General features: G+C 63.1%; 21 protein-coding genes. 9 read left to right on the forward strand and 12 right to left on the reverse strand.

What is annotated here, in order from left to right:
- Nucleotides 1-69: 69 nt before the first annotated feature.
- Nucleotides 70-819, forward strand: a complete 750-nt coding sequence (locus EAO39_RS01425) for an enoyl-CoA hydratase/isomerase family protein (RefSeq protein WP_120965556.1) — start codon at nt 70-72, stop codon at nt 817-819.
- On the opposite strand, the gene EAO39_RS01430 is transcribed toward EAO39_RS01425, so the two are convergent.
- Nucleotides 816-2912 (reverse strand): acetoacetate--CoA ligase, encoded by a 2097-nt coding sequence (locus EAO39_RS01430; protein ID WP_120965558.1) that lies wholly within the window; start codon nt 2910-2912, stop codon nt 816-818. The genes EAO39_RS01425 and EAO39_RS01430 overlap by 4 nt on opposite strands.
- Before the next feature lie 142 nt (nt 2913-3054).
- Between EAO39_RS01430 and EAO39_RS01435 the strand changes: the two genes are divergently transcribed.
- The 4 genes from EAO39_RS01435 (at nt 3055) to EAO39_RS01450 (ending at nt 8815) form a co-directional block, all read left to right on the forward strand.
- Entirely contained in the window at nt 3055-4962 is a 1908-nt protein-coding gene (locus tag EAO39_RS01435) for a radical SAM protein (protein ID WP_120965560.1), read from the forward strand.
- Nucleotides 4963-5171: 209 nt separating this feature from the next.
- Nucleotides 5172-6470: a solute carrier family 23 protein gene (locus EAO39_RS01440; protein WP_120965562.1), complete on the forward strand. Its 1299-nt coding sequence runs from the start codon at nt 5172-5174 to the stop codon at nt 6468-6470.
- 253 nt (nt 6471-6723) lie between these two features.
- Nucleotides 6724-8238 carry an acetyl-CoA hydrolase/transferase family protein gene (locus tag EAO39_RS01445; protein ID WP_120965564.1) on the forward strand — a complete coding sequence of 505 codons (1515 nt, stop codon included), beginning with the start codon at nt 6724-6726 and terminating at the stop codon, nt 8236-8238.
- A 109-nt stretch (nt 8239-8347) separates the two neighbouring features.
- On the forward strand, nt 8348-8815 hold the full coding sequence (locus EAO39_RS01450; protein ID WP_120965566.1) for a PaaI family thioesterase: 468 nt from the start codon (nt 8348-8350) through the stop codon (nt 8813-8815).
- Between the two features lie 45 nt (nt 8816-8860).
- On the opposite strand, the gene EAO39_RS01455 is transcribed toward EAO39_RS01450, so the two are convergent.
- From EAO39_RS01455 to EAO39_RS01485, 7 genes are all read right to left on the reverse strand, one after another.
- A complete protein-coding gene (locus tag EAO39_RS01455; RefSeq protein ID WP_120970561.1) occupies nt 8861-9562 on the reverse strand; it encodes an ABC transporter ATP-binding protein in 702 nt (233 codons plus the stop codon).
- A gap of 40 nt (nt 9563-9602) precedes the next feature.
- Nucleotides 9603-10376 (reverse strand): ABC transporter ATP-binding protein, encoded by a 774-nt coding sequence (locus tag EAO39_RS01460; RefSeq protein ID WP_120965568.1) that lies wholly within the window; start codon nt 10374-10376, stop codon nt 9603-9605.
- Complete coding sequence (locus tag EAO39_RS01465) at nt 10369-11463, reverse strand: branched-chain amino acid ABC transporter permease (RefSeq protein WP_120965570.1); 1095 nt, start codon at nt 11461-11463, stop codon at nt 10369-10371. Before EAO39_RS01465 ends, EAO39_RS01460 begins: the two co-directional genes overlap by 8 nt.
- A 145-nt stretch (nt 11464-11608) precedes the next feature.
- Nucleotides 11609-12478, reverse strand: coding sequence for a branched-chain amino acid ABC transporter permease (locus EAO39_RS01470; RefSeq protein WP_120965572.1), 870 nt, complete (start codon nt 12476-12478; stop codon nt 11609-11611).
- 82 nt (nt 12479-12560) lie between these two features.
- Nucleotides 12561-13730 (reverse strand): ABC transporter substrate-binding protein, encoded by a 1170-nt coding sequence (locus EAO39_RS01475; protein ID WP_120965574.1) that lies wholly within the window; start codon nt 13728-13730, stop codon nt 12561-12563.
- Nucleotides 13731-13941: 211 nt separating this feature from the next.
- Nucleotides 13942-15504 (reverse strand): benzoate-CoA ligase family protein, encoded by a 1563-nt coding sequence (locus EAO39_RS01480; protein ID WP_120965576.1) that lies wholly within the window; start codon nt 15502-15504, stop codon nt 13942-13944.
- Between the two features lie 34 nt (nt 15505-15538).
- Complete coding sequence (locus EAO39_RS01485; protein ID WP_120965578.1) at nt 15539-17089, reverse strand: 3,4-dehydroadipyl-CoA semialdehyde dehydrogenase; 1551 nt, start codon at nt 17087-17089, stop codon at nt 15539-15541.
- A 309-nt stretch (nt 17090-17398) separates the two neighbouring features.
- Here EAO39_RS01485 and EAO39_RS01490 point away from each other — a divergent pair, with 309 nt between their 5' ends.
- Nucleotides 17399-18301, forward strand: a complete 903-nt coding sequence (locus EAO39_RS01490; protein WP_120965580.1) for a helix-turn-helix transcriptional regulator — start codon at nt 17399-17401, stop codon at nt 18299-18301.
- Nucleotides 18302-18326: 25 nt separating this feature from the next.
- Here the strand turns inward: EAO39_RS01490 and EAO39_RS01495 are convergent, their stop codons facing one another.
- From EAO39_RS01495 to EAO39_RS01510, 4 genes are all read right to left on the reverse strand, one after another.
- Nucleotides 18327-20003 carry an acyl-CoA dehydrogenase family protein gene (locus EAO39_RS01495; RefSeq protein WP_120965582.1) on the reverse strand — a complete coding sequence of 559 codons (1677 nt, stop codon included), beginning with the start codon at nt 20001-20003 and terminating at the stop codon, nt 18327-18329.
- A 78-nt stretch (nt 20004-20081) separates the two neighbouring features.
- Nucleotides 20082-20933 (reverse strand): M48 family metallopeptidase, encoded by an 852-nt coding sequence (locus EAO39_RS01500; RefSeq protein ID WP_240466871.1) that lies wholly within the window; start codon nt 20931-20933, stop codon nt 20082-20084.
- 43 nt (nt 20934-20976) lie between these two features.
- Nucleotides 20977-21894, reverse strand: coding sequence for an EamA family transporter (locus EAO39_RS01505; protein WP_120965586.1), 918 nt, complete (start codon nt 21892-21894; stop codon nt 20977-20979).
- Between the two features lie 73 nt (nt 21895-21967).
- Nucleotides 21968-22663: an AraC family transcriptional regulator gene (locus EAO39_RS01510; protein ID WP_120965588.1), complete on the reverse strand. Its 696-nt coding sequence runs from the start codon at nt 22661-22663 to the stop codon at nt 21968-21970.
- A 103-nt stretch (nt 22664-22766) separates the two neighbouring features.
- Here EAO39_RS01510 and EAO39_RS01515 point away from each other — a divergent pair, with 103 nt between their 5' ends.
- From EAO39_RS01515 to EAO39_RS01525, 3 genes are all read left to right on the forward strand, one after another.
- Nucleotides 22767-24128: an MFS transporter gene (locus EAO39_RS01515; protein ID WP_162989468.1), complete on the forward strand. Its 1362-nt coding sequence runs from the start codon at nt 22767-22769 to the stop codon at nt 24126-24128.
- A 126-nt stretch (nt 24129-24254) separates the two neighbouring features.
- On the forward strand, nt 24255-25001 hold the full coding sequence (locus tag EAO39_RS01520; RefSeq protein ID WP_120965591.1) for a response regulator transcription factor: 747 nt from the start codon (nt 24255-24257) through the stop codon (nt 24999-25001).
- Nucleotides 25001-26227 carry an ATP-binding protein gene (locus EAO39_RS01525; RefSeq protein ID WP_120965593.1) on the forward strand — a complete coding sequence of 409 codons (1227 nt, stop codon included), beginning with the start codon at nt 25001-25003 and terminating at the stop codon, nt 26225-26227. Before EAO39_RS01520 ends, EAO39_RS01525 begins: the two co-directional genes overlap by 1 nt.
- Nucleotides 26228-26256: the final 29 nt, after the last annotated feature.

Below are 26256 nucleotides of genomic sequence, written 5' to 3' on the forward strand. Positions count from 1 at the left end.
GGGCTCTCCACAACACTTACATCAACTCAACGCGGATTCGGACTTTGTCACATGGATGAAAATACAGGTATGACCCCTGAGCTTTTGATCCAAGGCGCATGTGCCAGCATCACTTTGCGTCGTCCCGAAGTTGCCAACAAGCTGCTGCCCGAGGACTTGACGGTACTGCGTGCGCAGATCGACCAGATCAACGCCAGCCCCGGCGTGCTGGTGTTGACGCTGCAATCCGTGGGCAAGCATTTTTGCAGCGGCTATGACATTGCCGAGATCGCCAACAGCCAGAACGCGGGCAGCTCGTTTGGCGAAATGGTGGATGCGCTGGAGAACTGCCGCGCTGTGACGATTGCGGCGATTCAGGGCGGGGTGTTTGGTGGTGCCACCGATATGGGCCTGGCCTGCGACTTTCGTGTCGGCGGGGCGGCCAGCCAGATGTTCATGCCTGCCGCGCGCCTGGGCCTGCATTTTTACCTGTCGGGGCTGGAGCGCTATGTCACCCGTCTGGGCGTGGATATGGCCAAGCGCTTGTTTCTCACGGCCGAGAAGCTGGATGCCCGGGCCATGAAGGACTGCGGCTTTCTCACTCATCTGGCAGACGGCACCGATATCGGCGCCGAGCTGCAGCGCCTGCAGACCACGCTGGCCGGCATGGCACCGTTGGCAATGCTGGGCATGAAAAAGCACCTCAACGCCATCGCGCGCGGCGTGCATGACAAGGCCGGCATTGATGCGGCGGTGCAGGCCACGATTGCTTCCGTCGATCTGCAGGAGGGCGGTGCGGCCTGGCGCGAGAAGCGCCAGCCGCAATTCACGGGGCGTTAAGCCGTGGTTTCGGTCTTTGCCAGATGTTCTCTGGCAAAGGCCTCGTACCAGTCCAGGCAGCCGGGGTTGGCCATGGCGTCCTTGTTGACGACCTTGGCCAGCGGCTGGCCCAGCAGCAGCTTCTTAATGGGCAGCTCCTGCTTCTTGCCGCTGAGCGTGCGCGGAATCTCGGCCACGGCATAGATGGCGTCGGGCACGAAGCGTGGCGAGAGGGCGGTGCGGATGGCGGCGTTGATGCGTGCGCGCAGACCCTCATCGAGCACCACGCCGGGGCGCAGCGCCACAAATAGCGGCATATGGCTTTCGCGCCCCAGATATTCGAGATCGACCACCATGCTGTCCAGCACCTCGGGCAGGGCTTCCACGGCGCTGTAGATCTCGCTGGTGCCCATGCGCAGGCCGTGGCGGTTGATGGTGGCATCGCTGCGGCCGTAGATGATGCAGCCGCCGCCCGCCAGCAGGCGAATCCAGTCGCCATGGCGCCATACCGGGCCCATGGCTGGCGAACCGTCGCCGCCGCCGGGCTGGCGGCCGTGGCCGGCCGGATACATGTCGAAATAGCTGCTCAGATAACGTTTGCCGTCGGTATCGCCCCAGAGATACAGCGGCATGGAAGGAATGGGCTGGGTGCAGACCAGCTCGCCCACTTCGTCCATCACGGGTTGACCCTGTTCGTTCCAGGCTTCGACGGCCGCACCCAGCTGGCGGCACTGCATGATGCCGGGAGTGAGCGGCAGATCGCGGTTGCCGCCAATAAAAGCGCCGGCAAAGTCGGTGCCGCCCGAGAGGTTGTTCCACCAGATGTTGGCGTGGCCCAGTTTGGCGAACTGCTCCGTGCCCCATTGCTGCACTTCGGCAGACAAAGGCGAGCCGGTGCTGCCCAGGCCGCGTATGCGCGAGAGGTCGCCACAGCCAGACAGATCCACTCTGGCCTTCATGCAGTTGGCGTAGAAGGCCGCACCCGAGCCAAAGCTGGTCACGCCGGTTTCGGCCGCAAAGCGCCACAGCGTGGCCCAGTCGGGCTTTTCCTTGCTGCCGCCGGGGCTGCCGTCAAAGATCACGCAGGTCGTGCCGCCCAAAAGGCCGCTGACCTGGGCATTCCACATCACCCAGCCGGTGGAGCTGTACCAGTGGTAGCGCTCGCCCCAGCTATTGGGCTCGTAGCTGCAGCCTATGTCGTTGTGCAGGGCCTTGAGTTGCAAGGCCACCATTACCATGCCGCCATGGCCGTGAACAATGGGTTTGGGCAGGCCGGTGGTGCCGCTGGAGTAGACGATCCACAGCGGGTGGTCGAAGGGCAGCCATTCGGGCTCGAAAGCCGTGGTTTCAGCATCATTTCTGGCGGTAACGCTGGCGTAGTCTGCGGTATCAGCTATCTTTATCGAAGTATTGAGATTCGGCACCAGCACCACATGCTGCACGCTGGGCAGGCCGGTGCGCAGCTCCTGCAGCACCTCGCGGCGGTCTATGTCCTTGCCTGCGTAATGCACGCCGTCCACGGCAATCAACACCTTGGGCTCAATTTGCTTGAAACGGTCGAGCACGGCATGGGTGCCCATGTCCGGTGCGCAGATGCTCCACACCGCACCCAGGCTGGCGCAAGCCAGAAAGGCGACGATGGCCTCGGGAATATTGGGCAGATAGGCGGCCACCCGGTCTCCCTTGCCCACGCCTTGCGCGCGCAGGTGCAGGGCCAGCGCAGCCACCTGGCGGCGCAGCTCGGGCCAGCCCAACTCGCGCTGCAGGCCTTGCTCGTTGCGGCTGACGACGGCGGGCATGCCTGCCGCATGGGCGGCGTCCACATGGCGTAAGACCTGTCGGACGTAATTGAGCTGCGCGCCCGGAAACCAGCGGGCGCCCGGCATGGTGTTGCGTGCCAGCACGGCGCTGTGGGGCGTGGGGGACTGCAGCTTGAAGTAATCCCAGATGCTTTGCCAGAAGGCATCCAGATCCGTGACCGACCAGCGCCACAGCGCGTCATAGTCGGCAAAGCTCAGGCCGTGCTGCTCTTGCAGCCATTGCTGGTACAGCCGGATCTGAGGTACATAGGCGGGAATTGATGAGGCGGGGGAGGTTTGGGGGGCGAAGTCCATGGCATCAGCCTAGCGCCGGGGGCGGCGGACGTCATCCGGGCTCGCCCCCCGACTTGTCACCTGTGCAGCACGGCTGATCGTGCAAACGGATAATCGGGGTCTGTCTTCACCGTCAACGGCGCTTGCCTGCGACCTGCACCCCATGTCCGCCTTGCCTACCCGTGTGCTGGCCGTCATCCCGCCGATGACGCAGCTGAACACACCTTATCCCTCCACCGCCTATCTGACGGGCTTTCTGCGTTCGCGCGGCATTACGGCCGTGCAGGAGGATCTGGCCCTGGCTCTGGTGCTGGAGCTGCTCTCGCCCCAAGGCCTGCGCGCCGTGGCCGAGCGCATCCAGACGCTGCCCGCCAAAAAGCACACGCCGGCCGTGCAGTCCTTTGTGGAGCAGCAGGATCGTTATCTGGCCACCATAGGCCCAGCCATCGCCTTTTTGCAGGGCCGCGACAGCACGCTGGCGCACCGCATCGCCGGACGCCACTACCTGCCCGAAGGCCCGCGTTTTTCCACGCTGGATGTGTATGAGGACGAGGAGGGCGGGGATCCGCTGGGTTGGGCTTTTGGCGCTTTAGGCCTGCAGGACAAGGCCAAGCACCTGGCCACGTTGTATCTCAACGATCTGGCCGATGTGCTGCGCGACGCAGTGGACGAGCGCTTTGAATTCGTGCGCTATGCCGAATCGCTGGCCGGCAGCCAGCCTACCTTCGATCCGCTGGCCGATGCGCTGGCCGCGCCGCCCAATCTGGTGGACGACATGTTGAGCGCGCTGACGCTGGCGGCAATCGAGCGCCACCAGCCCACGGTGGTGCTGCTGTCCGTGCCGTTTCCGGGCTCGGCCTATGCGGCTTTCCGCATTGCCCAGACCATCAAAAAGCACCACCCGCAGATCACCACGGTGCTGGGCGGTGGTTTTGTCAACACCGAGCTGCGCGAGCTGGCCGAGCCGCGTGTGTTTGATTTCTTCGATTTTGTGACGCTGGATGCCGGCGAGCGCCCGCTGCTGGCGCTGCTAGAACATTTGCGGGGCGAGCGCGGTAAATCACGTCTGGTGCGTACTTTTGTGCGCGGTGACGATGGCGCTGTGCAATACGTGAACATGATGGAGGCCGACATTGCCTTTGCCGAGGTCGGCACGCCCACCTGGGACGGCCTGCCGCTGGACAAATACCTGTCGCTGCTGGACATGCTCAACCCCATGCACCGCCTCTGGAGCGACGGACGCTGGAACAAGCTCACCGTGGCCCATGGCTGCTACTGGAAGAAGTGCAGCTTCTGCGATGTCAGCCTGGACTACATAGGCCGCTACGAAGGCGCCAGCGCCGAAGTGTTGGCCGACCGGATTGAAGCCATCGTCGCCGAGACCGGCCAGACCGGCTTTCACTTTGTGGACGAGGCCGCGCCGCCCAAGGCGCTCAAGGCCTTGTCGCAGGAGCTGATTGCGCGCAAGGCCGGCATCTCCTGGTGGGGCAATGTGCGCTTCGAGAAAACCTTCACCCCCGAACTGGCCGAGCTGATGGCCGACAGCGGTTGTATCGCCATCTCGGGCGGGCTGGAAGTGGCTTCCGACCGCCTGCTCACGTTAATGAAAAAAGGCGTGTCGGTGGACCAGGTGGCGCGCGTGACCAAGGCCTTTTCCGAGGCCGGCATTCTGGTTCATGCCTATCTGATGTACGGCTTTCCCACGCAGACCGTGCAGGACACGGTGGATGCGCTGGAATACGTGCGCCAGCTCTTCCTCAACGGCTGCATACAGAGCGGCTTCTTTCACCGCTTCAGCTGCACCGTGCACTCGCCGGTAGGGCTGAACCCCGAGGAATACGGCATCGAGCTGCCGCCGCTGCCGCCCGGCGACTTTGCCAAGAACGACCGGCCTTTCATCGACCCCACGGGCGTGGATCACGACGCTTTGGGCGGGGCGCTGAAGAAGGCCATCTACAACTTCATGCACGGCATCGGTCTGGAGGAAGACGTGCGCATGTGGTTCCCGTTCAAGGTGCCCAAGCCCACGGTCAAGCGCGACCGCATTGCGCGGGCGCTGCAGCAGAAATAACTGCTTTTGATAGCTGTCAGCGACTGTCCTTTGATGGGTTGAGGCTTTTATAAAGCTGAAGTCAAAGCCAAATAAGCGCTGATAGCTCCTGTTTTGATAGTCATACCGCAAGCCGCGTGGTGTTCGCACCAGTGGTAGCGCTTGTGCTGCGCCAAAAATCGGCGCGGCTTGCATAATCGGCACCGTTTTAAACCTCCAGGAGAGATGGGATGGGAATTTTTCAATGGAAAGAGCGGCCCTCGGCGGCGCTGGATGCAGGGGGCGTGATCGGGCCGGATGAGCGTCTGCCCTGGCCCCAGACCGGGCTGATGGGCGTGCAGCACGTGATCGCCATGTTTGGCTCCACGGTGCTGGCTCCCATCCTCATGGGCTTTGACCCCAACCTTGCCGTGCTGATGAGCGGCATAGGCACGCTGATCTTCTTTCTGATCACCGGCGGCAAGGTGCCCAGCTATCTGGGTTCGTCCTTTGCCTTTATCGGTGTGGTGAACATTGCAACCGGCTATGCGGCCAGCCAGGGCGCCAATGCCAATGTGGGGCTGGCGCTGGGCGGCATCATTGCCTGCGGTGCCGTCTACACGCTGATTGGCGTGCTGGTGCAGGTCGTGGGCACGGCCTGGATAGAGCGTTTCATGCCGCCCGTGGTGACGGGTGCCGTTGTGGCCATCATCGGTCTGAATCTGGCCTCCATTCCCATCAAGAACATGGCGGCCAACAACTTTGAAGCCTGGATGCAGGCTTTGACCTTTGTGTCCGTGGCCCTGGTGGCGGTGTTCACGCGCGGCATGCTGCAGCGCCTGCTGATTCTGATCGGCCTGCTGGTGGCCAGCGTGCTTTATGCCGTGTTCACCAATGTGCTGGGCTGGGGCAAGCCGGCGGATCTGAGCGGCGTGTTGAACGCCGCCTGGTTCGGCCTGCCCACGCTGCATACGCCGGTATTCAGCAGCAATGCCATGCTGCTCATCGTGCCCGTAGTCATCATCCTGGTGGCCGAGAACCTGGGCCACATCAAGGCCGTGACCGCCATGACCGGCAAGAACCTGGACCAGTACATGGGCCGGGCCTTCATCGGCGACGGCGTGGCCACCATGGTCTCGGGCGCTGCCGGCGGCACGGGCGTGACCACCTATGCCGAAAACATCGGCGTGATGGCCGCAACCCGCATCTACTCCACCGCCGTGTTCCTGGTCGCCGCCCTGCTGGCCGTGCTGCTGGGCTTTTCGCCCAAGTTCGGCGCGCTGATCCAGGCGATCCCGCTGCCCGTGATGGGCGGCGTGTCCATCGTGGTGTTCGGTCTGATCGCCGTGGCCGGTGCCAAGATCTGGGTGGACAACAAGGTGGACTTCTCGGACACCAAGAACCTGATCGTGGCCGCCATCACCCTGATTCTGGGCACGGGCGAATTCACGCTCAAGTTCGGCGAATTCGCGCTGGGCGGCATCGGTTGCGCCACCTTCGGCGCCATCATCCTGTATGCCTTGCTCAACAAGGGCGGCAAGCCGGCCTGAAACTCAGGGCAACTCCGGGGGAGTGCCGATCTGTAATCGGGGATCATTCCCCTGACAGCAGCGCGGGGCCTTTCAGGGATAACCCGGGAATCGTGTTCCACGCTGTTACTATTTCCCGCTGGAGACGCCGCCCCTGACCGGGGCGGTTTTTTTTGAGGCGTCAGTTGAGCGCTGTGAGTACAGGCCTGCAAAACCACCGCGAGCGATGGAGGAGGCCGGGCGTGCAGCTGGAACCTCGTAGTTGGAGCATGCAATGTCCATCGCAGATCGCGTACGTTATCCAGAATTCCTCTCGCGTGTCATGACCGCACAAGAGGCCGCCGGCTTGATTCCCCACGGTGTCAATGTCGGCATGAGCGGCTTTACCGGAGCCGGTTACCCCAAGGCCTTGCCGCAAGCCATTGCGCAGCGCGCCAAGGCCGAGCACGCGCAAGGCAAGCCTTACAAGATCAACGTCTGGACCGGGGCCTCAACGGCCGCCGAATGCGACGGTGTGATGGCCGAGGCCCATGCCCTGGGCCAGCGCCTGCCCTTCAACACCGACCCCATCGCCCGCAAGGAAATCAATGCCGGCGAGATCGATTTCATCGACATGCACCTGTCCCATGTGGCTCAGCACGCATGGTTCGGCTTTCTGGGGAAGATGAATATCGCCGTGATCGAGGTGCTGGGCGTGACGGCCGACGGCCTGCTGATCCCCTCGACGGCGGTGGGCAACAACAAGACCTGGCTGGAGATTGCCGACAAGGTGATCCTCGAAGTCAACACCCAGCTGCCGGCCAAGATGGAAGGCATGCACGATATCTACTACGGCACGGCCATTCCGCCGCGTCGCGTGCCCATCAACATCACGCATGCCGACGACCGCATCGGTGAGCGCTACCTGCGCGTGGACCCATCCAAGGTCGTGGCCGTGGTGGAGACCCACAAGGGCGATCGCGACAACGTGTTTGCCACGCCCGATGAGAACTCCAACAAGATTGCCGGCTACATCATCGACTTTCTCGTCCATGAGATGAAGATGGGCCGCCTGCCCAAGGAAATGCTGCCCATTCAGTCGGGCGTGGGCAATGTGGCCAACGCCGTGCTGGCCGGCCTTTTGACCGGTCCGTTCGACAATCTGCTGGGCTTTACTGAAGTGCTGCAGGACGGCATGCTCGATCTGCTGCGCGCCGGCAAGATGAGCAAGGCCTCGGCCACGGCAATTTCGCTGTCTGCTGCGGCCTACAAGGACTTCGAGGACAACATCGACTTCTACCGCGAGCGCATCATCCTGCGCCCGCAGGAAATCTCCAATCACCCCGAGCTGGTGCGCCGCCTGGGCATCATCGCCATGAACTCGATGATTGAGGCCGACATCTACGGCAACATCAATTCCACCCATGTGATGGGCACGGGCATGATGAACGGCATCGGCGGCTCGGGCGACTTTGCCCGCAACGGCTATCTGTCGTTCTTCGTCACGCCTTCCGTGGCCAAGGACGGCAAGATCAGCTGCATCGTGCCCATGTGCTCGCATGTGGACCATACCGAGCACGACACGCAGATCATCGTCACCGAGCAAGGCCTGGCCGATCTGCGCGGCCTCTCGCCCAAGCAGCGCGCCAAAGTCATCATCGACAAATGCGCCCATCCCGACTATCGCGATCAGCTGCAGGATTACTTTGACCGTGCCCGCAGCAAAGGCCCGCAGCACACGCCGCACATTCTGACGGAAGCACTTTCCTGGCATCAGCGCTTCATGGACAAGGGCGACATGCACGCCTGAACGCACACCTAGTCCGCTTGGTGCTAGCTCTTGGCTGCACCAACGCATTAGCATCAAAGGACGCCCTGAAAACAGGCGTCCTTTTTTCATGCACCACCACAGGAGCAGTATGGCGATCTGGACAAAAGAGTTGGATTTGAAGGCGCTGAACGCAGGCAGTGCCAACACTGCAATTTCCCATCTGGGCATTGAGTTCACGGAGTATGGCGACGACTATGTCTGTGCCCGCATTCATGTGGACGAACGCACCTGCCAGCCCTACGGCATCCTGCATGGCGGAGTGAGCGTGGTGCTGGCGGAAACGCTGGGCTCGCTGGCTGCGGCCTGCTCGATTCCCGAGGGCTACCGCTGCGTGGGCCTGAATGTCTCGGCCAACCATGTGCGCGCCGGGCGCAAGGGCAGCTGGATCACCGCCACCGCCCGCCCCACCCACCTGGGCCGCACCACCCATGTCTGGGGCATAGAGCTGCGCGACGAAGACGGCAAACTCACTTGCAGCTGCAGTCTGACCATGGCGATCCTGCCGCCCGAGCAGGCCAGCCGCGTGAGGCTGGATGCGGAATCGCTCGCAAAATAAGAGCTGCTTGCGTAAACGAATAAAGGGCCGGAAGGTTGTTTTGCTTTAAACGCCCAACAGGGTGGAGAGTTGTTCGGGCCGGGCTTGCAGCTGTGCCGATTCCGCCTGCAAGGCCAGCCGGCCTTTTTCCATCACCACCACATGATCGGTATGGGCCAGCACTTTCTTGTAGTCGCGGTCCACGATCAAGGTGGAGATGCCGGTCTGGCGAATCTGTGCGATCACGCGCCAGATTTCGGCCACCACCAGCGGGGCCAGGCCTTCGGTGGCTTCGTCAAGAATCAGCAGGCGCGGGTTGGTCATCAGCGCGCGGCCAATCGAGACCATTTGCTGCTCGCCCCCCGAGAGCTGATTGCCGCCGTTGGCGAGGCGCTCCTTGAGGCGGGGAAAGGTCTCCAGCACGCGCTCATAGGTCCAGTTTTTCTGGCCGTCGAGGCCGGCGCGGGCGCTCATCAGCAGGTTCTCCTTGACCGAGAGATTGGGGAACACGCCGCGTCCTTCGGGCACATAACCAATGCCCAGGCGCGCCATTTTTTCGGGCGCTGCGCCGGTGATGTTCTTGCCGTCGGCAAACACCTGGCCTTCACGTGCGGGCACATAGCCCATCAAGGTGCGGATCAGCGTGGTCTTGCCCATGCCGTTGCGCCCCAGCAGGCCCACGGCCTGGCCTTGCGGCAACGCCAGCGAAACGCCGTGCAGGATATGGCTGTCGCCGTAATAGGTATGGATTTGCTGCAGGCTGAACATGGCTTGCGCGGCCGCTGTTCCGGGTTTTTCTGCGAGGGTTTCAAGCATGCTCTTCCTCTCCCAGATAAGCGGTGCGAACCACGGGGTCGACACGTATCTGTGCGGGCGTTCCGGTGGCAACCACCGCGCCGTTGACCATGACGGTGATGCGATCGGCAATGCGGAAAACCGCATCCATATCGTGTTCCACCAGCAGCACGGCATGACCTTGTTTAAGCTGCTGCAACAGCGTCAGCATGCGCTCGGTTTCCTCGGCCCCCATGCCGGCCAGCGGCTCATCCAGCAGCAGCACCTGGGGCTCGGTGGCCAAGCACATGGCGACCTCCAGCTGGCGCTTGGCACCATGGCTCAGGCTGCCGGCAACAGTCTGTGCCTGATGCTGCAGCCCTGCACTGGCCAGCGCGGCATGCGCGCGCTGCAGACTGGCGTCGCAGTGCTGCGCGCTTTCCCAGATACGCCAGGGCCGGGGTCTGGCCTGGGCTTGCGCGGTGAGGCGGCAGTTTTCCAGCACCGTGAATTCGGGAAAGATGGTGGTGCGCTGGTAGCTGCGGCCCACGCCGGCCCTGGCACGCTGGGGCTGGGGCATCTGGGTTACGTCCCGGCCTTCGAGGTGAATGCTGCCGCTGCTGGCGGCCAGCTCGCCCGAGAGCATATTGATCAAGGTGGATTTTCCGGCGCCATTGGTGCCTATGACGGCATGGACCTCGCCTTCATGCAGATCGATATCCACATGGCTCACGGCCACCAGCCCGCCAAAGCGGCGGGTCAGGGCGCGTACGGAAAGCTTGGCGGCTGGGTTGTGGGCATCAGCCATGGTGCTCTCCTTCTTCAGTCGCTGCGGGCGCTTTTTCGCTCTGGGCTTGCGCCTTTTTCTGCCATTTGTCGTTGATGCCTACCAAGCCCTTGGGCAGCAAGGCCACCAGCACGATGATGGCCACGCCCAGGCTCAGCTGCCAGTGGTCGGCCGCATTGCCCACGATGGCGTGGGTGCTCAGCACCTCCTTGAGCAGCACAAAGGTGATGGTGCCCAGCACCGCACCGCGCAGCGAGCCCACGCCGCCCAGAATCAGCATCAGCAAGACCTCGCCCGAGTGGTGCCAGGCCAGCAGCTCGGGGTTGACCACGGCATCGCGTGAGGCGAGCAAAAAACCCGCCACACCGGCCAGCGCACCGGCGATCACAAAGCCGGCGAGCTTGTAGCCGTAAGTGGCAAAACCGGCGGCACGCATGCGCTGCTCGTTGACGCGGATGCCGGACAACGCGTGGCCGAAGCGCGAGTGGCGCAGCATGGCGATGAAGGCATAGACCAGCACCAGGGCAGCCAGCACCACGTAGTACTGGGTGCTGCTGCTTTCCATGTCCAGGGGCCCTAGCGCAGGGCGCTGCATGAGGTAGATGCCGTCGCTGCCGCCAAAGTAGCCCACGTCATGCACCACAAAGAAAGCCAGCTGGGCAAATGCCAGCGTGACCATGATGAAGTACACACCCTTGGTGCGCAGGCTGAGTGCTCCGACGACCAGCGCATACAGGCCGGAAGCGCCCACCGCAGCGCCCAGCATGACGAGAAAATTGCTGCCGTCGGGCCCTGCCGCCTTCACGGCCGCATAGGCGCCCAGGCCGAAGTAGGCCGCATGGCCCAGGCTGACCAGACCCGCGCCACCGACCAGAATATGCAGGCTCAGCGCAAAGATGGACAGGATCATGATCTTGACGACCAGATCGGACAGATAGCTGGACCAGAAGGGCTGGGCCACGGCCAGCAGCGCTGCGCAGGCTAGCGGCAGCACCACACCGACCCACACGCTTTTGGAGCGAATAGGCCGGCTCTGCTGGGTCACCGCAGGTGCTTGCGCATAGGCCTGGTTGGTGTTGGGCAATGGCGTGGAAGAAGAGTTGCTCATATCGGTGATCCGTAGCACTTCTCGTGAAACTGGCGCAATCTGGACAAAGGACGCCGAGCAAGGGCCGCCCCGCAGCGAGGGCGTCGTCTCCCTCCAGCGTGTAACGCTAGAGAGGGGGAAGGAGCGAAGCGACACAGGGGGTGCTTCATCTCTTACCCATGAGGCCTTCGGGCCGCCACACCAGAATGATGGCCATCAGCAGATAGATGCTCATGCCGCTCAGCTCCTGAAAGAACACCTTGCCGAAGGTATCGACAAAGCCCACCAGCAGCGAGGCAATCAGCGCTCCGGTGATGGAGCCTATGCCGCCGATCACGACCACCACAAAGCAGATGATGAGCACGCTGGAGCCCATGTTCGGGTAGACCGAGCTCATGGGGGCGGCAATCATGCCGGCCAGTGCCGCCAGGGCCACGCCCACGGCGAAGACGATGCGGTACAGGCGTTTGATGTTGATGCCCAGGCCGCGCACCATGTCGCGGTTGCTGGCGCCGGCGCGGATCATCATGCCCAAGCGCGTGCGGTTGACGGTGTAGTACATCAGCAAGGCCACCACCAGGCATGCCACGGCGGCAAACACGTTGTACCAGGGGTATTGCATCATGCCCATCAGCGGGAAGCTGCCGGCCAGCCAGGCCGGTTTTTCCACGCCGTGCACATCGTTGCCGACCAGGATGGCGCGCAGACCTTCGAACACCAGAATCAGGCCGTAAGTCATCAGCACTTGCTGCAGGTGATCGCGCTCGTAGAGAAAGCTGAAGAAGGCCCATTCCAGCAGATAGCCCAGGGCCACGGCCAGCAGCACGCCGACCAGCAGCATGGTGATGAAATGCTGGCCCAGATAGGGCGCCAGAGAGAAGGCCACATAGGCGCCAATCATGTAGAAGCTGCCATGCGCGAGATTGATCACGCCCATGATGCCGAAGATCAGCGTCAGCCCCGAGGCCAGCAGAAACAGCAGCAGCCCGTACTGAACCGAGTTCAGGCACTGCACGAGGAAGGTGGCTAGATCCACGGCAATCCTTTGGGTCGATAAAAAGGCTTATGCGGCGAGCACGGATCGCCCGGCAGGGGGCAGACCGCGCCCATGACCGTGATTACATACGGCAGCCGCGTGCGGGGTCGGCCAGCGCCTTGGAGGCAATGCCGATCTTCTTGTTTTCCTTGCCGCTGACCTTGCGCAGATAGATGTCCTGCACGGGGTTGTGGGCCTTGCTCAGCGTGAAGTCGCCGCGCGGGCTGGGGATGGTGGCTTTTTCCAGCGCCGTGCGGAACACATCCTTCTTGGCAATATCGCCGCCCGCGGCCTTCAGGCCCACGGCCAGCATCTGGGCCGCGTCATAGCCCTGTACGGCATAGACATCGGGCTGCAGCTTGAAGCTCTTGGCGTAGTTGGTGCGAAAGGCCGTGTCGCGCGGCGTGCCCAGTTCGTCGGCATAGTGCAGCGTGGTCAGCATGTTCTGCGCGGCTTCGCCTTGCGCTTCCAGCGTGCCGTCGGTCAGAAAGCCCGGGCCGTAGAGCGGAATGGTTTTGGACAGGCCGGAAGCATGGTAATCCTTGACGAATTTGACGGCTCCTGCGCCGGCAAAGAAGGAGAACACGGCATCGGGTTTGGCGGCTGCAATTTCCGTCAGCAAGGCCTGAAATTCGACATTGGGGAAGGGCAGGGTGAGTTGCTTGCTGACCTTGCCGCCGTTCTTCTCGAAACCTTCCTTGAAGCCGTTCACCGCCTCCTCGCCGGCGGCGTACTTCCAGGTGATGGTCATGGCGTTCTTCTTGCCTTCCTGCTTGGCTGCCACCACGCCCATGGGGTAGGCGGTTTGCCAGTTGCTGAAGGAGCTGCGGAAGATGTTTGGCGCGCACATGGGGCCGGTGACGGCATCGGCTCCGGCATTGGGCACGATGAGCACGGTGCCGCTTTCCTTGGCGGCCTTGGCCATGGCCATGGCCACGCCGGAGTGCACCGTGCCTATGATCACGTCGACCTTGTCGCGTTTGATCAGGCGGTTGACGTTGTCGGTGGCCTTGGCAGGATCGGATTCGTCATCGACCTTGAAGAACTCGATCTCGCGCCCGCCCAGCTTGCCGCCCTGCTCTGTCACATGCATGCGAAAGCCGTTCTCTATGGCATTGCCCAGGGCCGCATAAGTGCCGCTGAAAGGCAGCATGAAGCCGACCTTGATCTTGTCCTGCGCGAATGCGTTGCCGCCGGTGGCGGCACAAGCGGCCAGTGCGATGGCGCTCCAGCTTACCCATTGCTTGCTCATGTTGGTCTCCAGGTGGTTGGAATGAATGCTTAGAAACTCACTGACAACGAAGCCGACGGTCTGCGGCGCAGACGATACCGTGGCACTCTAACAACTTTAGGTTTAAAGCAATACGAGCAATTGCCCTTAGTGATTCGTGACCGAAAACGGGAGCTGGCTTCAAATTGAATATTTCAAAATTCATAGCTGACAGCGCAATCTGCATCAGCACTCATTCGGATTTTGATTCCAGATCGCGCAAGCGAAAGCGCTGGATTTTTCCTGTGGCAGTCTTGGGCAGCTCGGTCACAAATTCGATGAAGCGCGGGTATTTGTAGGGTGCCAGCCGCTCTTTGACAAAAGCCTTGAGCTCCTGCTCGGTGGTGCTCTGCCCTGGCTTGCAGACCACAAAGGATTTGGTCTTGGTCAGGCCGTCGGCGTCGGTCTTGCCGATGACGGCCGCTTCCAGCACGGCCGGGTGCTGCATCAGCGTGGCTTCCACCTCGAAGGGCGAGACATAGATGCCGCTGACCTTGAGCATGTCGTCGCTGCGCCCGGCATAGGTGTAGTAGCCATCGGCATCGCGAACGTATTTGTCGCCGCTTTTGAGCCATGCACCCTGAAAGGTGTCGCGAGTCTTGTCGCGGTTGCTCCAGTACATCAGCGCGGCGCTAGGGCCTTTGATGTAGAGGTCGCCAATCTCGCCATCGGCCACGGGTTTCCCATCTTCTGCACGCAGTTCCACCTCGTAGCCCGGCACCGGCTTGCCGGTGCTGCCGTAGCGTATGTCGTCCGGCCGGTTGGACAGAAAGATATGCAACATTTCGGTGGAGCCAATGCCGTCGATGATGTCGGCGCCGAAGTGGGCCTTGAAGCGCTGTGCAATCTCGCCGGGCAGGGCTTCGCCGGCGGACGAGCACATGCGCAGGCTGACCTGTTCGCGGGCGGGCAGATGGGGCGCGGCCAGCATGCCGGCAAAGCCCGTGGGTGCGCCGAAGAACACGGTGGGCTGGTGCTGGGTCCAGCGCGCAAAAGTCGCGTCTGGAGTGGGGCGCTCGGCCATCAGCACCACGCTGGCGCCAACGCTCAAGGGAAAGGTGAGGGCATTGCCCAGACCGTAGGCAAAGTAGAGTTTGGCGGCGGAAAAGCAGACATCGCTTTCCTGCAAGCCCAGCACGGGCGTGCCGTAGAGCTGGGCCGTCCAATAGGGGTTGGCGTGGGTGTGCACCGTGCCCTTGGGCTTGCCGGTGGAGCCCGAGGAATACAGCCAGAAGCCGGGATCGTCGCCCTGCGTGGGGGCGGGATGGGGCATGGGCGAATGGCTGGCCAGCCAGGGCTGCATGGACTCGAAGGTGGGTGGCAGCTCGGGCCCGGCTTCCTGGGGCTGGGCCACCCAGATGTGGTTAACCTCATGTCTTGCCTTGGCCAGGGCCTGCTCAAGCATGGGCACCATGGCGCCATTGGTCAAAATGGCTTGCGCCCGACAGTGCTCCAGCATGTAGGCATAGTCCTCTGCCGTGAGCAAGGTGTTGACGGCCACCGGCACCACGCCTGCGTACATGGCGCCCAGAAACGAGATCACCCATTCGCGCATATCGTGCATGACCAGCAGCACGCGCTCCTCGCGGTGCACGCCCGAGGCCACCAGGGCCTGGGCCAGGCGGCGGGCCTGCTCTTCCAGCTGGCCGTAGCTGAGCGTACCGTGATCGTCGGTGTAGGCAATCTTGTCGGCGCGCTGGGTGTTGAGCGCCAGCAGATGCTGGGCGAAATTGAATGGCTGGCTGAAGTCGATCATGGTCTTGCTCCTGGCGCTGGCTGCGGTTGCGGCTTCAGTTGTCTAGGGCTTGCTGTACGGACGGTTGTGCCTGGATGGCGGTTTTGCGGTGATAGAAATCCAGCGCCCGCAAGCCGCCGAGTTCGGCGCCGCCACCGGCTCGCCCCGGCCCGCCATGCTGGGATTGGGGCATGACGTTGCCGTGACCGGTGTGCAGCTTGGCAACTTCGGGGCTGACCACGTGCACGCGGCCGTGGGTTGCTGCCAATTCAATAGCGGTCTGCGCAAGTGCATAGTGCGCTTCACCGTAAATCGAGGCCACGAGCGAGCCTTGGCCGCGGTGGGCCAGGGCCAGGGCGTGCTCCAGATTGCGATAAGGCATCAGCGTGGCCACGGGGCCAAAGACTTCAATGTCATGCACGCTGGCGGTGGCGTCCGGGTCCTGGCAGCCCAGCAGCACGGGCTGGGCGCAGGCGGCGATGGCGGGATCTGCATCCACCAGGGCGTTGTGGCGTGCGTCATGCAAGGCGGTCGTGTGTTGCAGCAGCTGGGCCAGACCTTGTTGCACCACCGCGTATTGCTCGCGACTGACCAGAGAGCCCATGCGCACGGAGTCATTGCGCGGATTGCCTGCGACGACCTTGGTCAGCTGTGCCGCAATGGCCTGGGCCACGCTGTCATACAAGGCCTGTGGCACCAGCACCCGGCGTATGGCCGTGCATTTTTGGCCGGATTTGACCGTCATCTCGCGCGCCACCTCGCGGGCCAGCAGCTGCACCACCTCGCTGTCGGCCGCATGGCCGGGCAGCAGCAGGGCGCAGTTCACGCTGTCGGCTTCGATATTGCTGCGCACCGAATGGCGGGTGATGGCGCTGTGGGCGCGAATCGTGGCGGCGGTTTCTGCCGAGCCGGTAAACGACATCACGTCCATGGGCTGGAGCTGATCCAGCAGGCCGGCCGAACTACCGCAGATGATGGACAGAGCGCCGGGCGGCAGGACGCCGGAGTCCACCACGTCCTTGACCATGCGTTGGGTAAGCCAGGCCGTGGCCGTGGCCGGCTTGATGATGACGGGCACGCCAGACAGCAGGGCGGGAGCGGCTTTTTCCCACAGGCCCCAACCCGGAAAGTTGAAGGCATTGATGAGCAGCGCCACGCCCTGGGTGGGCACCTGGATGTGCAGCGACTGAAACGCGCCTTCCTTGGCGAGAGCCACCGCTGCGCCATCGCTCAGATGCCGGGCCGAACCCAGCGCCGTCCCCCATTTGGCGTACTGGCTCAGGGTGTAGATGCCGCCGTCCACATCCACGGCCGTGTCGTTTTTCACGGTGCCGCTGTTGGCCATGGAGATGTCGTAGTAGGCATCGCGGTTGGCTTGCAGCACGGCCGCCACCTTGGCCAGCAACTGGGCTCGCTCTGCATAGCTCAGCGCACGCAAGGCCTTGCCGCCGGTTTCACGGGCAAAGGCAAAGGCGGCGGCCAGGTCCAGTCCGCCGGCATCGACCCGTACCAGGGCGGTCCCCAGTACAGGGTCTTTCAAGACACTGCCCGCGCCGCTGCCGGTTTGCCAGCGGCCGGCGACGTGATTGGCAAGAAGTTCTGTCATGGGGTCTGCCTGTGGTTGTTGCTCAGGGCTCGGTGCGGCTGCACCGTAGTGCTTGTGGGGGTGGTTCCAGAGGATGGCTGAGGCCTTGAGAGCGGCTTCAGACTGTGCTGGGAATGTGGGGGCGGGTCTTGATCTGCATTTTTTGTCTCCAGCAGCTCGGCTCTGAGCTGCATCAAACTCTCATTGAGAAACATGCAATATTGTGCGTGCATGCAAAAGATAAATAGGAGAGAATGCAGTGTCAAGCAATATATTGCATGATTCGCGTTAACCCCGACTGTTTATCATTCACGCCCTCTGGGGAGCTTTATGGATCAGTTTGTTATGGCGTCTGCATTGGCTGCGGATGGGGATGAGGCGGGCAAAAGCCCGCTGTTGCAGGCATTGGGCGAGCGGGTGCGTAATCTGCGCGCGCGCCGTGGGTTGACCCGCCGCAATCTGGCGTCTACAGCCCAGGTTTCCGAGCGCCATCTTGCCAATCTGGAATACGGCACGGGCAATGTCTCCATCCTGGTGTTGCACCAGATTGCGCAGGCGTTGCAGTGCTCGATGGCGGAGTTGCTGGGCGATATCACCACGGCCAGCCCCGAATGGCTGTTGCTGCGCGAGCTGCTGGAAGGCCGGCCCGAAAGCGAGCTGCAGCGCGTGCGGCTGGCGGCCAGCGAGGTGCTGGGCATGGCGCCCGGTAAGGACACGCACCGCAGCACCCGCATTGCGCTGATCGGCTTGCGCGGTGCGGGCAAGTCCACCCTGGGTCGCATGCTGGCTTTGCACCGGGGTGTGCCGTTTCTGGAGCTGAATCAGGAGATCGAGCGCGTGGCCGGCTGCAGCGTGCGCGAGATCTACGACCTCTACGGTGCCAGTGCCTACCGCCGCTACGAGCGCCGTGCGCTGGAAGAAACCGTGCAGATCTACAGCGATGTGGTGATTGCCACGCCCGGTGGCGTGGTCTCGGATGCCGCCACCTTCAACGAGCTGCTGTCGCATTGCACCACCGTGTGGCTGCAAGCCGATCCCGAGGAACATATGAGCCGCGTGGTGGCGCAAGGCGATACCCGCCCCATGGCGGCCAACCCCGAGGCCATGGATGATTTGCGCCGCATTCTGGACGGCCGATCGGCCTTTTATTCCAAGGCCGACTTCACGCTCAATACCAGCGGCCGCACGCTGCAACAAAGTCTGGACGGACTGAAAACCCTGCTCAAGCGCTGAGCGTCCTGCCCGAGCGCTGGCTTGGTCAGACCGGCAGCGCGCGCTGCAGGATGGCGTCCACATCCAGCATGGCCGCGTTGAAGGCGCCGACCACCATGGCGCCGCGTTGCTCACCCAGGCGCGTGCTCACAAAGCCATCGGCCATGAAGTCTGGTGCGTGTTGGCGCAGCAAACAGCCCTGGGCCAGCAAGACCAGATCCTGCACCAGGCGACGGGCTTGGGGCTCCAGTTCCAAGGCTGGTGCCGACAGGCTCCGAGTCAGCGAGTGCGCCAGCTGAGTCAGCTCGGCATCGCCCGCCGCCATGGTGATCAGGTCCTGCAGCAGCAGGTGTGCAGCCTCAGGTTCGCGGCCCATGGCGCGCAGCACATCCAGGCACATCACATTGCCTGAGCCTTCCCAGATGGAGTTCACCGGGGCTTCGCGGAACAGGCGCGAGACTATGCTTTCCTGCACATAGCCGTTGCCGCCAAAGACTTCCATGGCTTCGCCCGTTAGCTCTACCGAGCGTTTGCAGACCCAGAACTTGGCGGCAGGCGTCATGATGCGTTTCCAGGCGCGGGCCAAGGCGTCGCCGCTGGCCTCGGCCTCATAAGCCTGGGCCAGATACATGGCCAGTTGCAGCGCGGCTTCGCTCTCCAGCGCCAGATCGGCCAGCACGCCACGCATCAGGGGTTGATCGGCCAGCAATTTGCCGAACACCATGCGCTGGCGTGCATAGGAAATGGTCTGCACGGTGGCCGTGCGCAGTATGGCCGCGCTGCCCAGCACGCAGTTGAGGCGCGTGTAGTTGGCCATCTCGATGATGGTGGGTATGCCGCGCCCTTCTTCGCCCATCAGGATGCCGTAGGCATCTTGCAACTCCACTTCGGCGCTGGAGTTGCTGCGGTTGCCCACCTTGTCCTTGAGGCGCTGTATGCGCACCGGGTTCTTGCTGCCGTCCGGGCGCCAGCGCGGTACGAAAAAGCAGGCATGGCCACCGATTTCTCCGCCAGGCGCAGCCATGCGCGCCACCACCAGATGTGCGTCGCACATGGGGGCCGAGAAAAACCATTTGTGCCCGCGCAGCAGGTACTCGCCACCCCGCCCGCCGGCAGCGATGGGCGTGGCCAGCGTGGTGTTGGCGCGCACGTCGGAGCCTCCCTGTTTTTCCGTCATGCCCATGCCGATCCAGATAGATTTTTTCTGGGCCAACGGCAGGTCGCGCGCATCGTAGTCGTGGCTGAACAGCTGGGCTTGCAGCTGCTGCCATAGCTGCGTCTCTTTTTGCAGCACGGGAATGGCGGCCGTGGTCATGGTGGCCGGGCATAGCGTGCCTTGTTCCACCTGGCCATGCAGGTAAAAGCCGGCTGCCCAGGCACTCCAGCGGCCTGGGCTGTCGCTCTCGAACGGCAGGGAGATCAGGCCTTGCTCACGGTACAGCGTCATCAGGCTGTGCCAGCTGGGGTGAAACTCCAGGGCGTCCAGTGCGCGGCCGCGGGCATCGAAGCGGTGCAGCTCGGGTGCATGGCGATTGGCCTGCTCCGCCTGCAGCCAGGTGGTCTTGTTTCCCAGCTGGGTGGCAAAGTGCAGCAGCGGGGCGGTGAAGTCTTGCGCCCGCTGGCGCTGCAGGATTTCCTGCAAGGCCGCATCGGCCTGTACTAGGTTGTAGCCTGTCAGCTCGTCGAACTGATTGAAGACATCGTGGGTATCCAGGGCGTGCATGAGAGTGCTCCAGAAGCCGGTTCACACAGCAAACTCCCAATATAGAGACAGTGCCTGGGCGCCATGAAGCGGGTTTTCCTAGCGACGACGTGCTTGCTCGTACAGACGCTGGACCAGAGGCACATTGCTTTCCAGCTGGCGTATGCGGTTGGGGCCTGTGGGGTGGGTGGAGAGAAAGCCCACGCCGTTATTGCCCGTGGCCTGGCCCATTTTTTCCCATAGCGTGACGGCGGCCTGGGGATTGAAACCCGCGCGGGCGGCCAGTTCCAGCCCGACAAGATCGGCTTCGCTTTCATCATTGCGGCTGAATTTCAGACTCAGCAGCTGTGTGCCCACCCTGGCGGCGGCATTGCCCAGATCGCCCAGGCCCAGCAGCTGCGCACCCAGGGACAGTCCCAGACCTGTGGCCTGGTTCTTGGCCAGTTGCTCGCGCGAATGCTCGCGCAGTGCATGGGCCATTTCATGGCCCATGACCATGGCGATTTCATCGTCGCTCAATCGCAGCTGGTCGATGATGCCGGTGTAGAAAGCAATCTTGCCGCCGGGCATGCAAAACGCATTGATCTGCTTGCTGTTGATCAGATTGACTTCCCAGCGCCAGGCTTTGGCTCGCTCGTTCCACTGCGCTGTGTAGGGAATGATGCGCTGGGCAATGGCGCGCAGGCGCTGCAGCTGGGCATTGTTGCCGTCTACCAGCGCGCCCTTGGCTTTGGCCTGGCCCAGCAACTGCTGGTATTGCTGCGTGGCGGATTCCTCCAGGGCTTCTGCCGGCACCACATTTCGCAGCAGGGAGGGGGCTCCCACATCGACCTGGGCCATGGCGGCCGGAGACGCGATGGCCAGCGAAGCCGCAGTCAGCAAAAAGCCGCGTCGGCCCTGGTGCAGGGAGCAAAAACAGTGCATGGTCTGTGAGGAAGATGGGCTGTGCATGGACAAAGTCTATGTCAGCTGCAAGTCACGGTTGGCTAATTCGTCAAGCTGCGGCTTCACGCTCTGCTTTCACCACAATCCACAGCCCGCCAATGACGGCCAGCAGGCCCAGAGCGGCCCACCAGGCCGGGCGCTCGCCCACCACCAGCAAGGACAGGGCAAACGCGGTGATGGGCTCGGCCTTGCTCAAGGCCACGCCGGTGGCGGCCGACATGCCGCGCAAGCCCATGGAGAACAGCAGATAGGCCACACCGGTAGCCACCACGCCCAGATAGACCACGACGGCCCAGCCGCTGGCGCTGGTGTGCAGCGGCCCGCCCAGCCATGCGGCCAGCGGCAGCGACATCAGGGCCGCACAGCCAAACACCCAGGCGTTGACGCGGGCCACCTGGCCTTCAAGCACCAGGGCCTGATTGACCAGCGCATATGCGGCATAGGACATACCTGCCAGCAGGCACAGGGCCATGCCCAGCCATGGCAGCTGCTGCGAGTCTGCCGAGGCCAGGGCCATGACCACGCCACCGCTCACGCCCGTGCAGGTACCCAGCCACCACAGCGGGCTGGGCATGCGCTTTTGCACCACGGCCTGCATCAGCCCGGCCCAGATGGGGCCGCTGCCAATGGCCAGTGCCGTGCCCAGGGCCACGCCACAGGCGCGCACGCCGGCAAAGAAGCTGAGGTTGTAGACGGCCATGCACAGCCCGCAAAACAGCAGACGGCTCCAGCGGGTGGGGGCGGCGGGCCTGCGGTTTTGCCCGTCTGTCACGGCGGCCAGAGCGATGAAGAACAGCGCCGCCATGGCCATGCGCAAGCCGCCAACCCAGTAGGGCGACAGATTGGCCGGTGCAAAGTGCTGGGCCGTGCCCGTGGTGCCCCAGAGCAAGGCGGCGAGCAGAACCAGACCCACGGGGCCGGAGGAAGAAGAGAAGGGGGCGGGAGACGCCGTGGTGCTGGCAGACATGATGTGGCAATCATGCAGTGAGCCGCTGCCGAAACTGTAGAGAAACGCTGGAAGTGAGGCGCGGGTGCGGGCGTCAGCGTGCGCTGCGCAGCTGGCGCGATGTCACCCCGCGTTCGCGCCTCAGGGCGTAGGCCAGTGCGCTGGCCGAGGCGTAGCCGCAGCGCAGGGCCGTGGCCTCCAGCGAGGCGCCTTGCGTGAGCTGTCGCACCGCAGCATCCAGGCGCAGATTGCGCAGCCAGGCCTGAGGCGTGCAGCCTGCCAGCTCCACAAACCGGGCATGGAACTGGGCCACGCTCAGGTGGGCCAGGGCCGCAAGGCGGGCGGTAGGCCAGTCCTCATGCAAGCCGGCCTGAACCTGATACTGCAGAGACTGCAGCTGAATGCCGCGGCGCTGCAGCAGGCTGGGCGCTTCAAGCACCAAGGCCATTTGTGCCGCAGCAGACAGGGCAGAAGCCGGGTAGCGCAGCGGTGGCGGAACGGCAAAGCGGCGCAGCCTGTCCAGCCCGGCGGCATCGGGTGCGTCAATCACGAACACCCGCGTCTGCGGCTGGGCCAGATAGCCGTGATCCATGCCAGCAGGAATGACCATGCCGCAGGCGTTGTCCACATAGCTGGCCCGGCCGCCCACCTCCAGCTCCAAACGGCCTTGCAAGGCAAACAGCATTTGGGCGTGACCGTGGGCATGAGCCTGATGCTCCGCGCTGTAATGGCGCACCGAACTCTGCGCTTCAAGCAGCGCAGGTGCAGCGGTCGGGGGGCGGAATGTCATGGCGTAAACAAAGCTTTACAGGCACAGAGGCAGTGCCTGGATGGTAGCGCTGGGCGGGCAGGGCCGGCAACCGATAATGCCCACTGCCTCAAAGAGCCAGACCATGACCGAGCCGTCCCCCAAAACACAAGCCAGCCCCCATTGCACCGATGCTCCTGCGCCCGCCAAGCGCAGCTGGGCTCAGGCCCTCAAGGTCTATGCCGAACCCACCAGCCTGCGCATGCTGGCCTTGGGCTTTTCTGCCGGCCTGCCTTTGCTGCTGGTGCTGGGGACCTTGAGTTTCTGGCTGCGCGAGGCAGATATCGATCGCACGACTATCGGTTTTCTGAGCTGGGTGGGCCTGGCCTATGCCTTCAAGTGGGTGTGGTCGCCGCTGGTGGACCGCTTGCCTCTGCCCTTCTTCACCAGGATGCTGGGCCGCCGTCGCAGCTGGCTGCTGTTTTCGCAGTTGCTGATTGTGGCGGGCTTGCTGGGCATGTCCTTCATGGACCCCAAGCAGGCCTTGCAGCCGCTGGTGATCTGTGCGGTGCTGGTGGCTTTTGGTTCGGCCACGCAAGACATTGCGCTGGACGCCTACCGCATCGAATCGGCCACGGTGGAAGATCAGGCCGCCTTGGCCGCCACCTACCAGACCGGCTATCGCCTGGCCATGATCTGGGCCGGCGCGGGCGTGCTCTGGGTGGCTTCTCAGGTGCAGGGCGACACCAAAGGTTATGTGGTGCAGGCCTGGCATGTGGCTTATAGCGCCATGGCGGCCAGCATGCTGGTGGGCATGTTGACGGTGTTGTTCTCGCCCGAACCCCAGGCCAGACCGATTGCTCCGGCTCGCAATGCGGCGGAGTGGCTGCGCGGTGCGCTGGTTGAGCCGTTTGCCGACTTCATTCGCCGCTACCGCTGGCAGGCCTTGTTGCTGCTGGCGCTGATCGGTCTGTACCGGGTCAGCGATGTGGTGATGGGCATCATGGCCAACCCTTTCTATGTGGACATGGGCTACAAGAAAGAGGAGGTGGCGGCCGTCACCAAGGTGTTTGGCGTGATCATGACGCTGGTGGGCGGCTTTGTCGGCGGCACCATGGCCGTGCGCTGGGGCGTGATGCGGGTGCTGATGCTGGGGGCGATTCTCTCGGCCGCTACCAATGTGCTGTTCGCCTGGCTGGCCACGCGGGGCCATGATCTGACGGCCCTGGTCTGGGTGGTCAGCGCCGACAACCTGGCCGGCGGCATTGCCTCTGCGGCCTTTATCGCCTATCTCTCGGGCCTGACCAATGTGCAGTATTCGGCCACGCAATACGCCTTGTTCAGCTCCATGATGCTGCTGGCCCCCAAGTGGCTGGCCGGCTTTTCTGGCGTGTTTGTGGATGCCTATGGTTACGAAGCGTTCTTCCACACCACGGCCTTGATGGGTTTGCCGGTGCTGCTGCTGTTGTTTCTGGTATCCAGAGTGAAAATAGGCTCTGGCGCTTGATTAGAAAGCGCAATTAGCTATTGTTTTTGATGTATCGCACGCGTTTACCCAACTTTACGTGCGAGACAACTGCAGCTGACGCACGGATGGAAACATTCAACCTTGGACCCAATACAAGGCGCGAGCATGACTACACTGCCCCCTATGAGCACGCACCAACTGCTGATGATTGAAGATGACACCCGCCTGGCGCAGATGGTGGGGGACTATCTGGGTAACAACGGGCTGGAAGTCAGGCACATGGCCGACGGCAAAAGCGGACTGGATTGCTTGCTGCCTGGCGATGGCAACGGGGCCGAATTGCCGGATCTGGTGATACTGGATCTCATGCTGCCCGATATGGACGGGCTGGAGGTTTGCCGCCGCATCCGTGCCATGCCGGGCGCTGCAGCCCAGGTTCCGGTATTGATGCTGACGGCCAAGGGCGACCCCATGGACCGCATCATCGGTCTGGAAATCGGCGCCGATGACTATCTGCCCAAACCGTTCGAGCCGCGCGAGCTGCTGGCCCGTATTCGCGCCATCCTGCGTCGCAAGGGCAGCGATGGCCCAGCGCCCAGCACGGCCGTCATGCGCTTCGGCAGCCTGGAGATTGACCGCGATGCGCGCACCGTGAATGTGGGCAGCCAGGCCACGGATCTGACCTCCTACCAATTCGATCTGCTGGTGGCGCTGGCCGAGCGCGCCGGCCGTGTGCTCACACGCGACCAGATCATGGAAGCGGTACGTGGCCGTGAACTGGAGGCGTTCGACCGCTCCATTGACGTGCACATGGGCCGCATCCGGGCGGCCATCGAGGCCGACCCCAAAAACCCCAAACGCATCTTGACGGTGCGTGGTGTGGGTTATGTGTTTGCCAAGCAGCAAGACTGATGAAGCTGCTGCGCATTTTTTCCCAGCGCCTGTATCTGCGCATCTGGCTGGCCGTGGTGCTGGGCATGGCGGTGCTGACGCTGGCTGTCGCATGGGCCTGGAAGATTGCCGAAGAGCAAAGAGCGCAACAAACCAGTGCCACACCTCCCTCGCGCGAGATGGTGATGCGGGGCCCCGATGGCGAAGTCATGGCCGAAGGCCGTGCCATCCGTATACCCGGCCCACCTGGCGATGGCGTGCGCTTTGAAATTGCCGGCAGTGACGGCAAGCCCTACGAATTGTGGCTGGCCCCCCGTGAATGGCGTGGCGAAGGCCGTCCGCCGCCACGCGACAGTGCCGTGGCCTTCTGGCTGCGCCCGCCCTTCGGTTTTTTATGGATGTTGGGCCTGGTCGGTGTGGCCGTGGCGGTGGGCGTGTTTCCCATCATCCGTCGCTTGCTCAAGCGACTGGAGCATCTGCAAAGCGGCGTGAAGCGTTTTGGTGAAGGCGATCTGTCGGTGCGTGTGCCTGAGCGCGGCCACGATGAAGTCGCCGATCTGGCCCACCAGTTCAACGCGGCAGCGGCGCGGATTGAGACGCTGATGACCTCGCACAAATCGCTGCTGGCCAATGCCTCGCATGAGCTGCGTTCGCCGCTGACACGCATACGCATGGGCCTTGAGTTCATGGGAGATGACCCGGCCAGCGCACGCGCCAAGGCCGAGATTCAGCGCAATATCAGCGAACTCGATCAGTTGGTCGACGAGATTTTGCTGGCCAGCCGCCTTGATACGCGTGAGGTGGATGTAGGCACCACGGAGTCCATCGATCTAATCGGTCTGGCCGCTGAAGAGTGCGCACGCATCGATGCCGAGCTGGATGTGCAGGCCGATGGCTCGTTGGAGGTGCAAGGCATCTCCAAGCTGCTGCGCCGCGCCTTGCGCAATCTGCTGGAAAACGCACGCCGCTATAGCCAGGGTGAGATCACGCTGATACTGGCCCGACAGCACCGCATGGCCGTGATTCGCGTCGAAGACCGAGGCCCAGGTGTGCCCGAGGGGCAGCGTGAGCGCATCTTTGAAAAGTTCTATCGTCTGCCCGGTGCCAGCGAGCGCTCGGGCGGCGTAGGCCTGGGGCTGTCCCTGGTGCGCTCGATTGCTGAGCGGCATGGCGGCAGCGTGCGCTGCGAAGACCGGCTGGACGGCAAGCCGGGGGCCAGCTTTGTGATCACCTTGCCCTTGATCTGAGGAAAAACGCCCCGCAAGCACAGGCGGGG

Origin of the sequence: Comamonas sp. lk, from assembly GCF_900564145.1 — a bacterium.
Taxonomy (GTDB): Bacteria; Pseudomonadota; Gammaproteobacteria; order Burkholderiales; family Burkholderiaceae_C; genus Comamonas.

Coding starts and splice junctions, on each gene's coding strand:
- EAO39_RS01425 (WP_120965556.1), top strand. CDS start 70: ATGACCCCTGAGCTTTTGATCCAAGGCGCATGTGCCAGCATCACTTTG.
- EAO39_RS01430 (WP_120965558.1), bottom strand. CDS start 2,912: ATGGACTTCGCCCCCCAAACCTCCCCCGCCTCATCAATTCCCGCCTAT.
- EAO39_RS01435 (WP_120965560.1), top strand. CDS start 3,055: ATGTCCGCCTTGCCTACCCGTGTGCTGGCCGTCATCCCGCCGATGACG.
- EAO39_RS01440 (WP_120965562.1), top strand. CDS start 5,172: ATGGGAATTTTTCAATGGAAAGAGCGGCCCTCGGCGGCGCTGGATGCA.
- EAO39_RS01445 (WP_120965564.1), top strand. CDS start 6,724: ATGTCCATCGCAGATCGCGTACGTTATCCAGAATTCCTCTCGCGTGTC.
- EAO39_RS01450 (WP_120965566.1), top strand. CDS start 8,348: ATGGCGATCTGGACAAAAGAGTTGGATTTGAAGGCGCTGAACGCAGGC.
- EAO39_RS01455 (WP_120970561.1), bottom strand. CDS start 9,562: ATGTTCAGCCTGCAGCAAATCCATACCTATTACGGCGACAGCCATATC.
- EAO39_RS01460 (WP_120965568.1), bottom strand. CDS start 10,376: ATGGCTGATGCCCACAACCCAGCCGCCAAGCTTTCCGTACGCGCCCTG.
- EAO39_RS01465 (WP_120965570.1), bottom strand. CDS start 11,463: ATGAGCAACTCTTCTTCCACGCCATTGCCCAACACCAACCAGGCCTAT.
- EAO39_RS01475 (WP_120965574.1), bottom strand. CDS start 13,730: ATGAGCAAGCAATGGGTAAGCTGGAGCGCCATCGCACTGGCCGCTTGT.
- EAO39_RS01480 (WP_120965576.1), bottom strand. CDS start 15,504: ATGATCGACTTCAGCCAGCCATTCAATTTCGCCCAGCATCTGCTGGCG.
- EAO39_RS01485 (WP_120965578.1), bottom strand. CDS start 17,089: ATGACAGAACTTCTTGCCAATCACGTCGCCGGCCGCTGGCAAACCGGC.
- EAO39_RS01490 (WP_120965580.1), top strand. CDS start 17,399: ATGGATCAGTTTGTTATGGCGTCTGCATTGGCTGCGGATGGGGATGAG.
- EAO39_RS01495 (WP_120965582.1), bottom strand. CDS start 20,003: ATGCACGCCCTGGATACCCACGATGTCTTCAATCAGTTCGACGAGCTG.
- EAO39_RS01500 (WP_240466871.1), bottom strand. CDS start 20,933: ATGCACAGCCCATCTTCCTCACAGACCATGCACTGTTTTTGCTCCCTG.
- EAO39_RS01505 (WP_120965586.1), bottom strand. CDS start 21,894: ATGTCTGCCAGCACCACGGCGTCTCCCGCCCCCTTCTCTTCTTCCTCC.
- EAO39_RS01510 (WP_120965588.1), bottom strand. CDS start 22,663: ATGACATTCCGCCCCCCGACCGCTGCACCTGCGCTGCTTGAAGCGCAG.
- EAO39_RS01515 (WP_162989468.1), top strand. CDS start 22,767: ATGACCGAGCCGTCCCCCAAAACACAAGCCAGCCCCCATTGCACCGAT.
- EAO39_RS01520 (WP_120965591.1), top strand. CDS start 24,255: ATGACTACACTGCCCCCTATGAGCACGCACCAACTGCTGATGATTGAA.
- EAO39_RS01525 (WP_120965593.1), top strand. CDS start 25,001: ATGAAGCTGCTGCGCATTTTTTCCCAGCGCCTGTATCTGCGCATCTGG.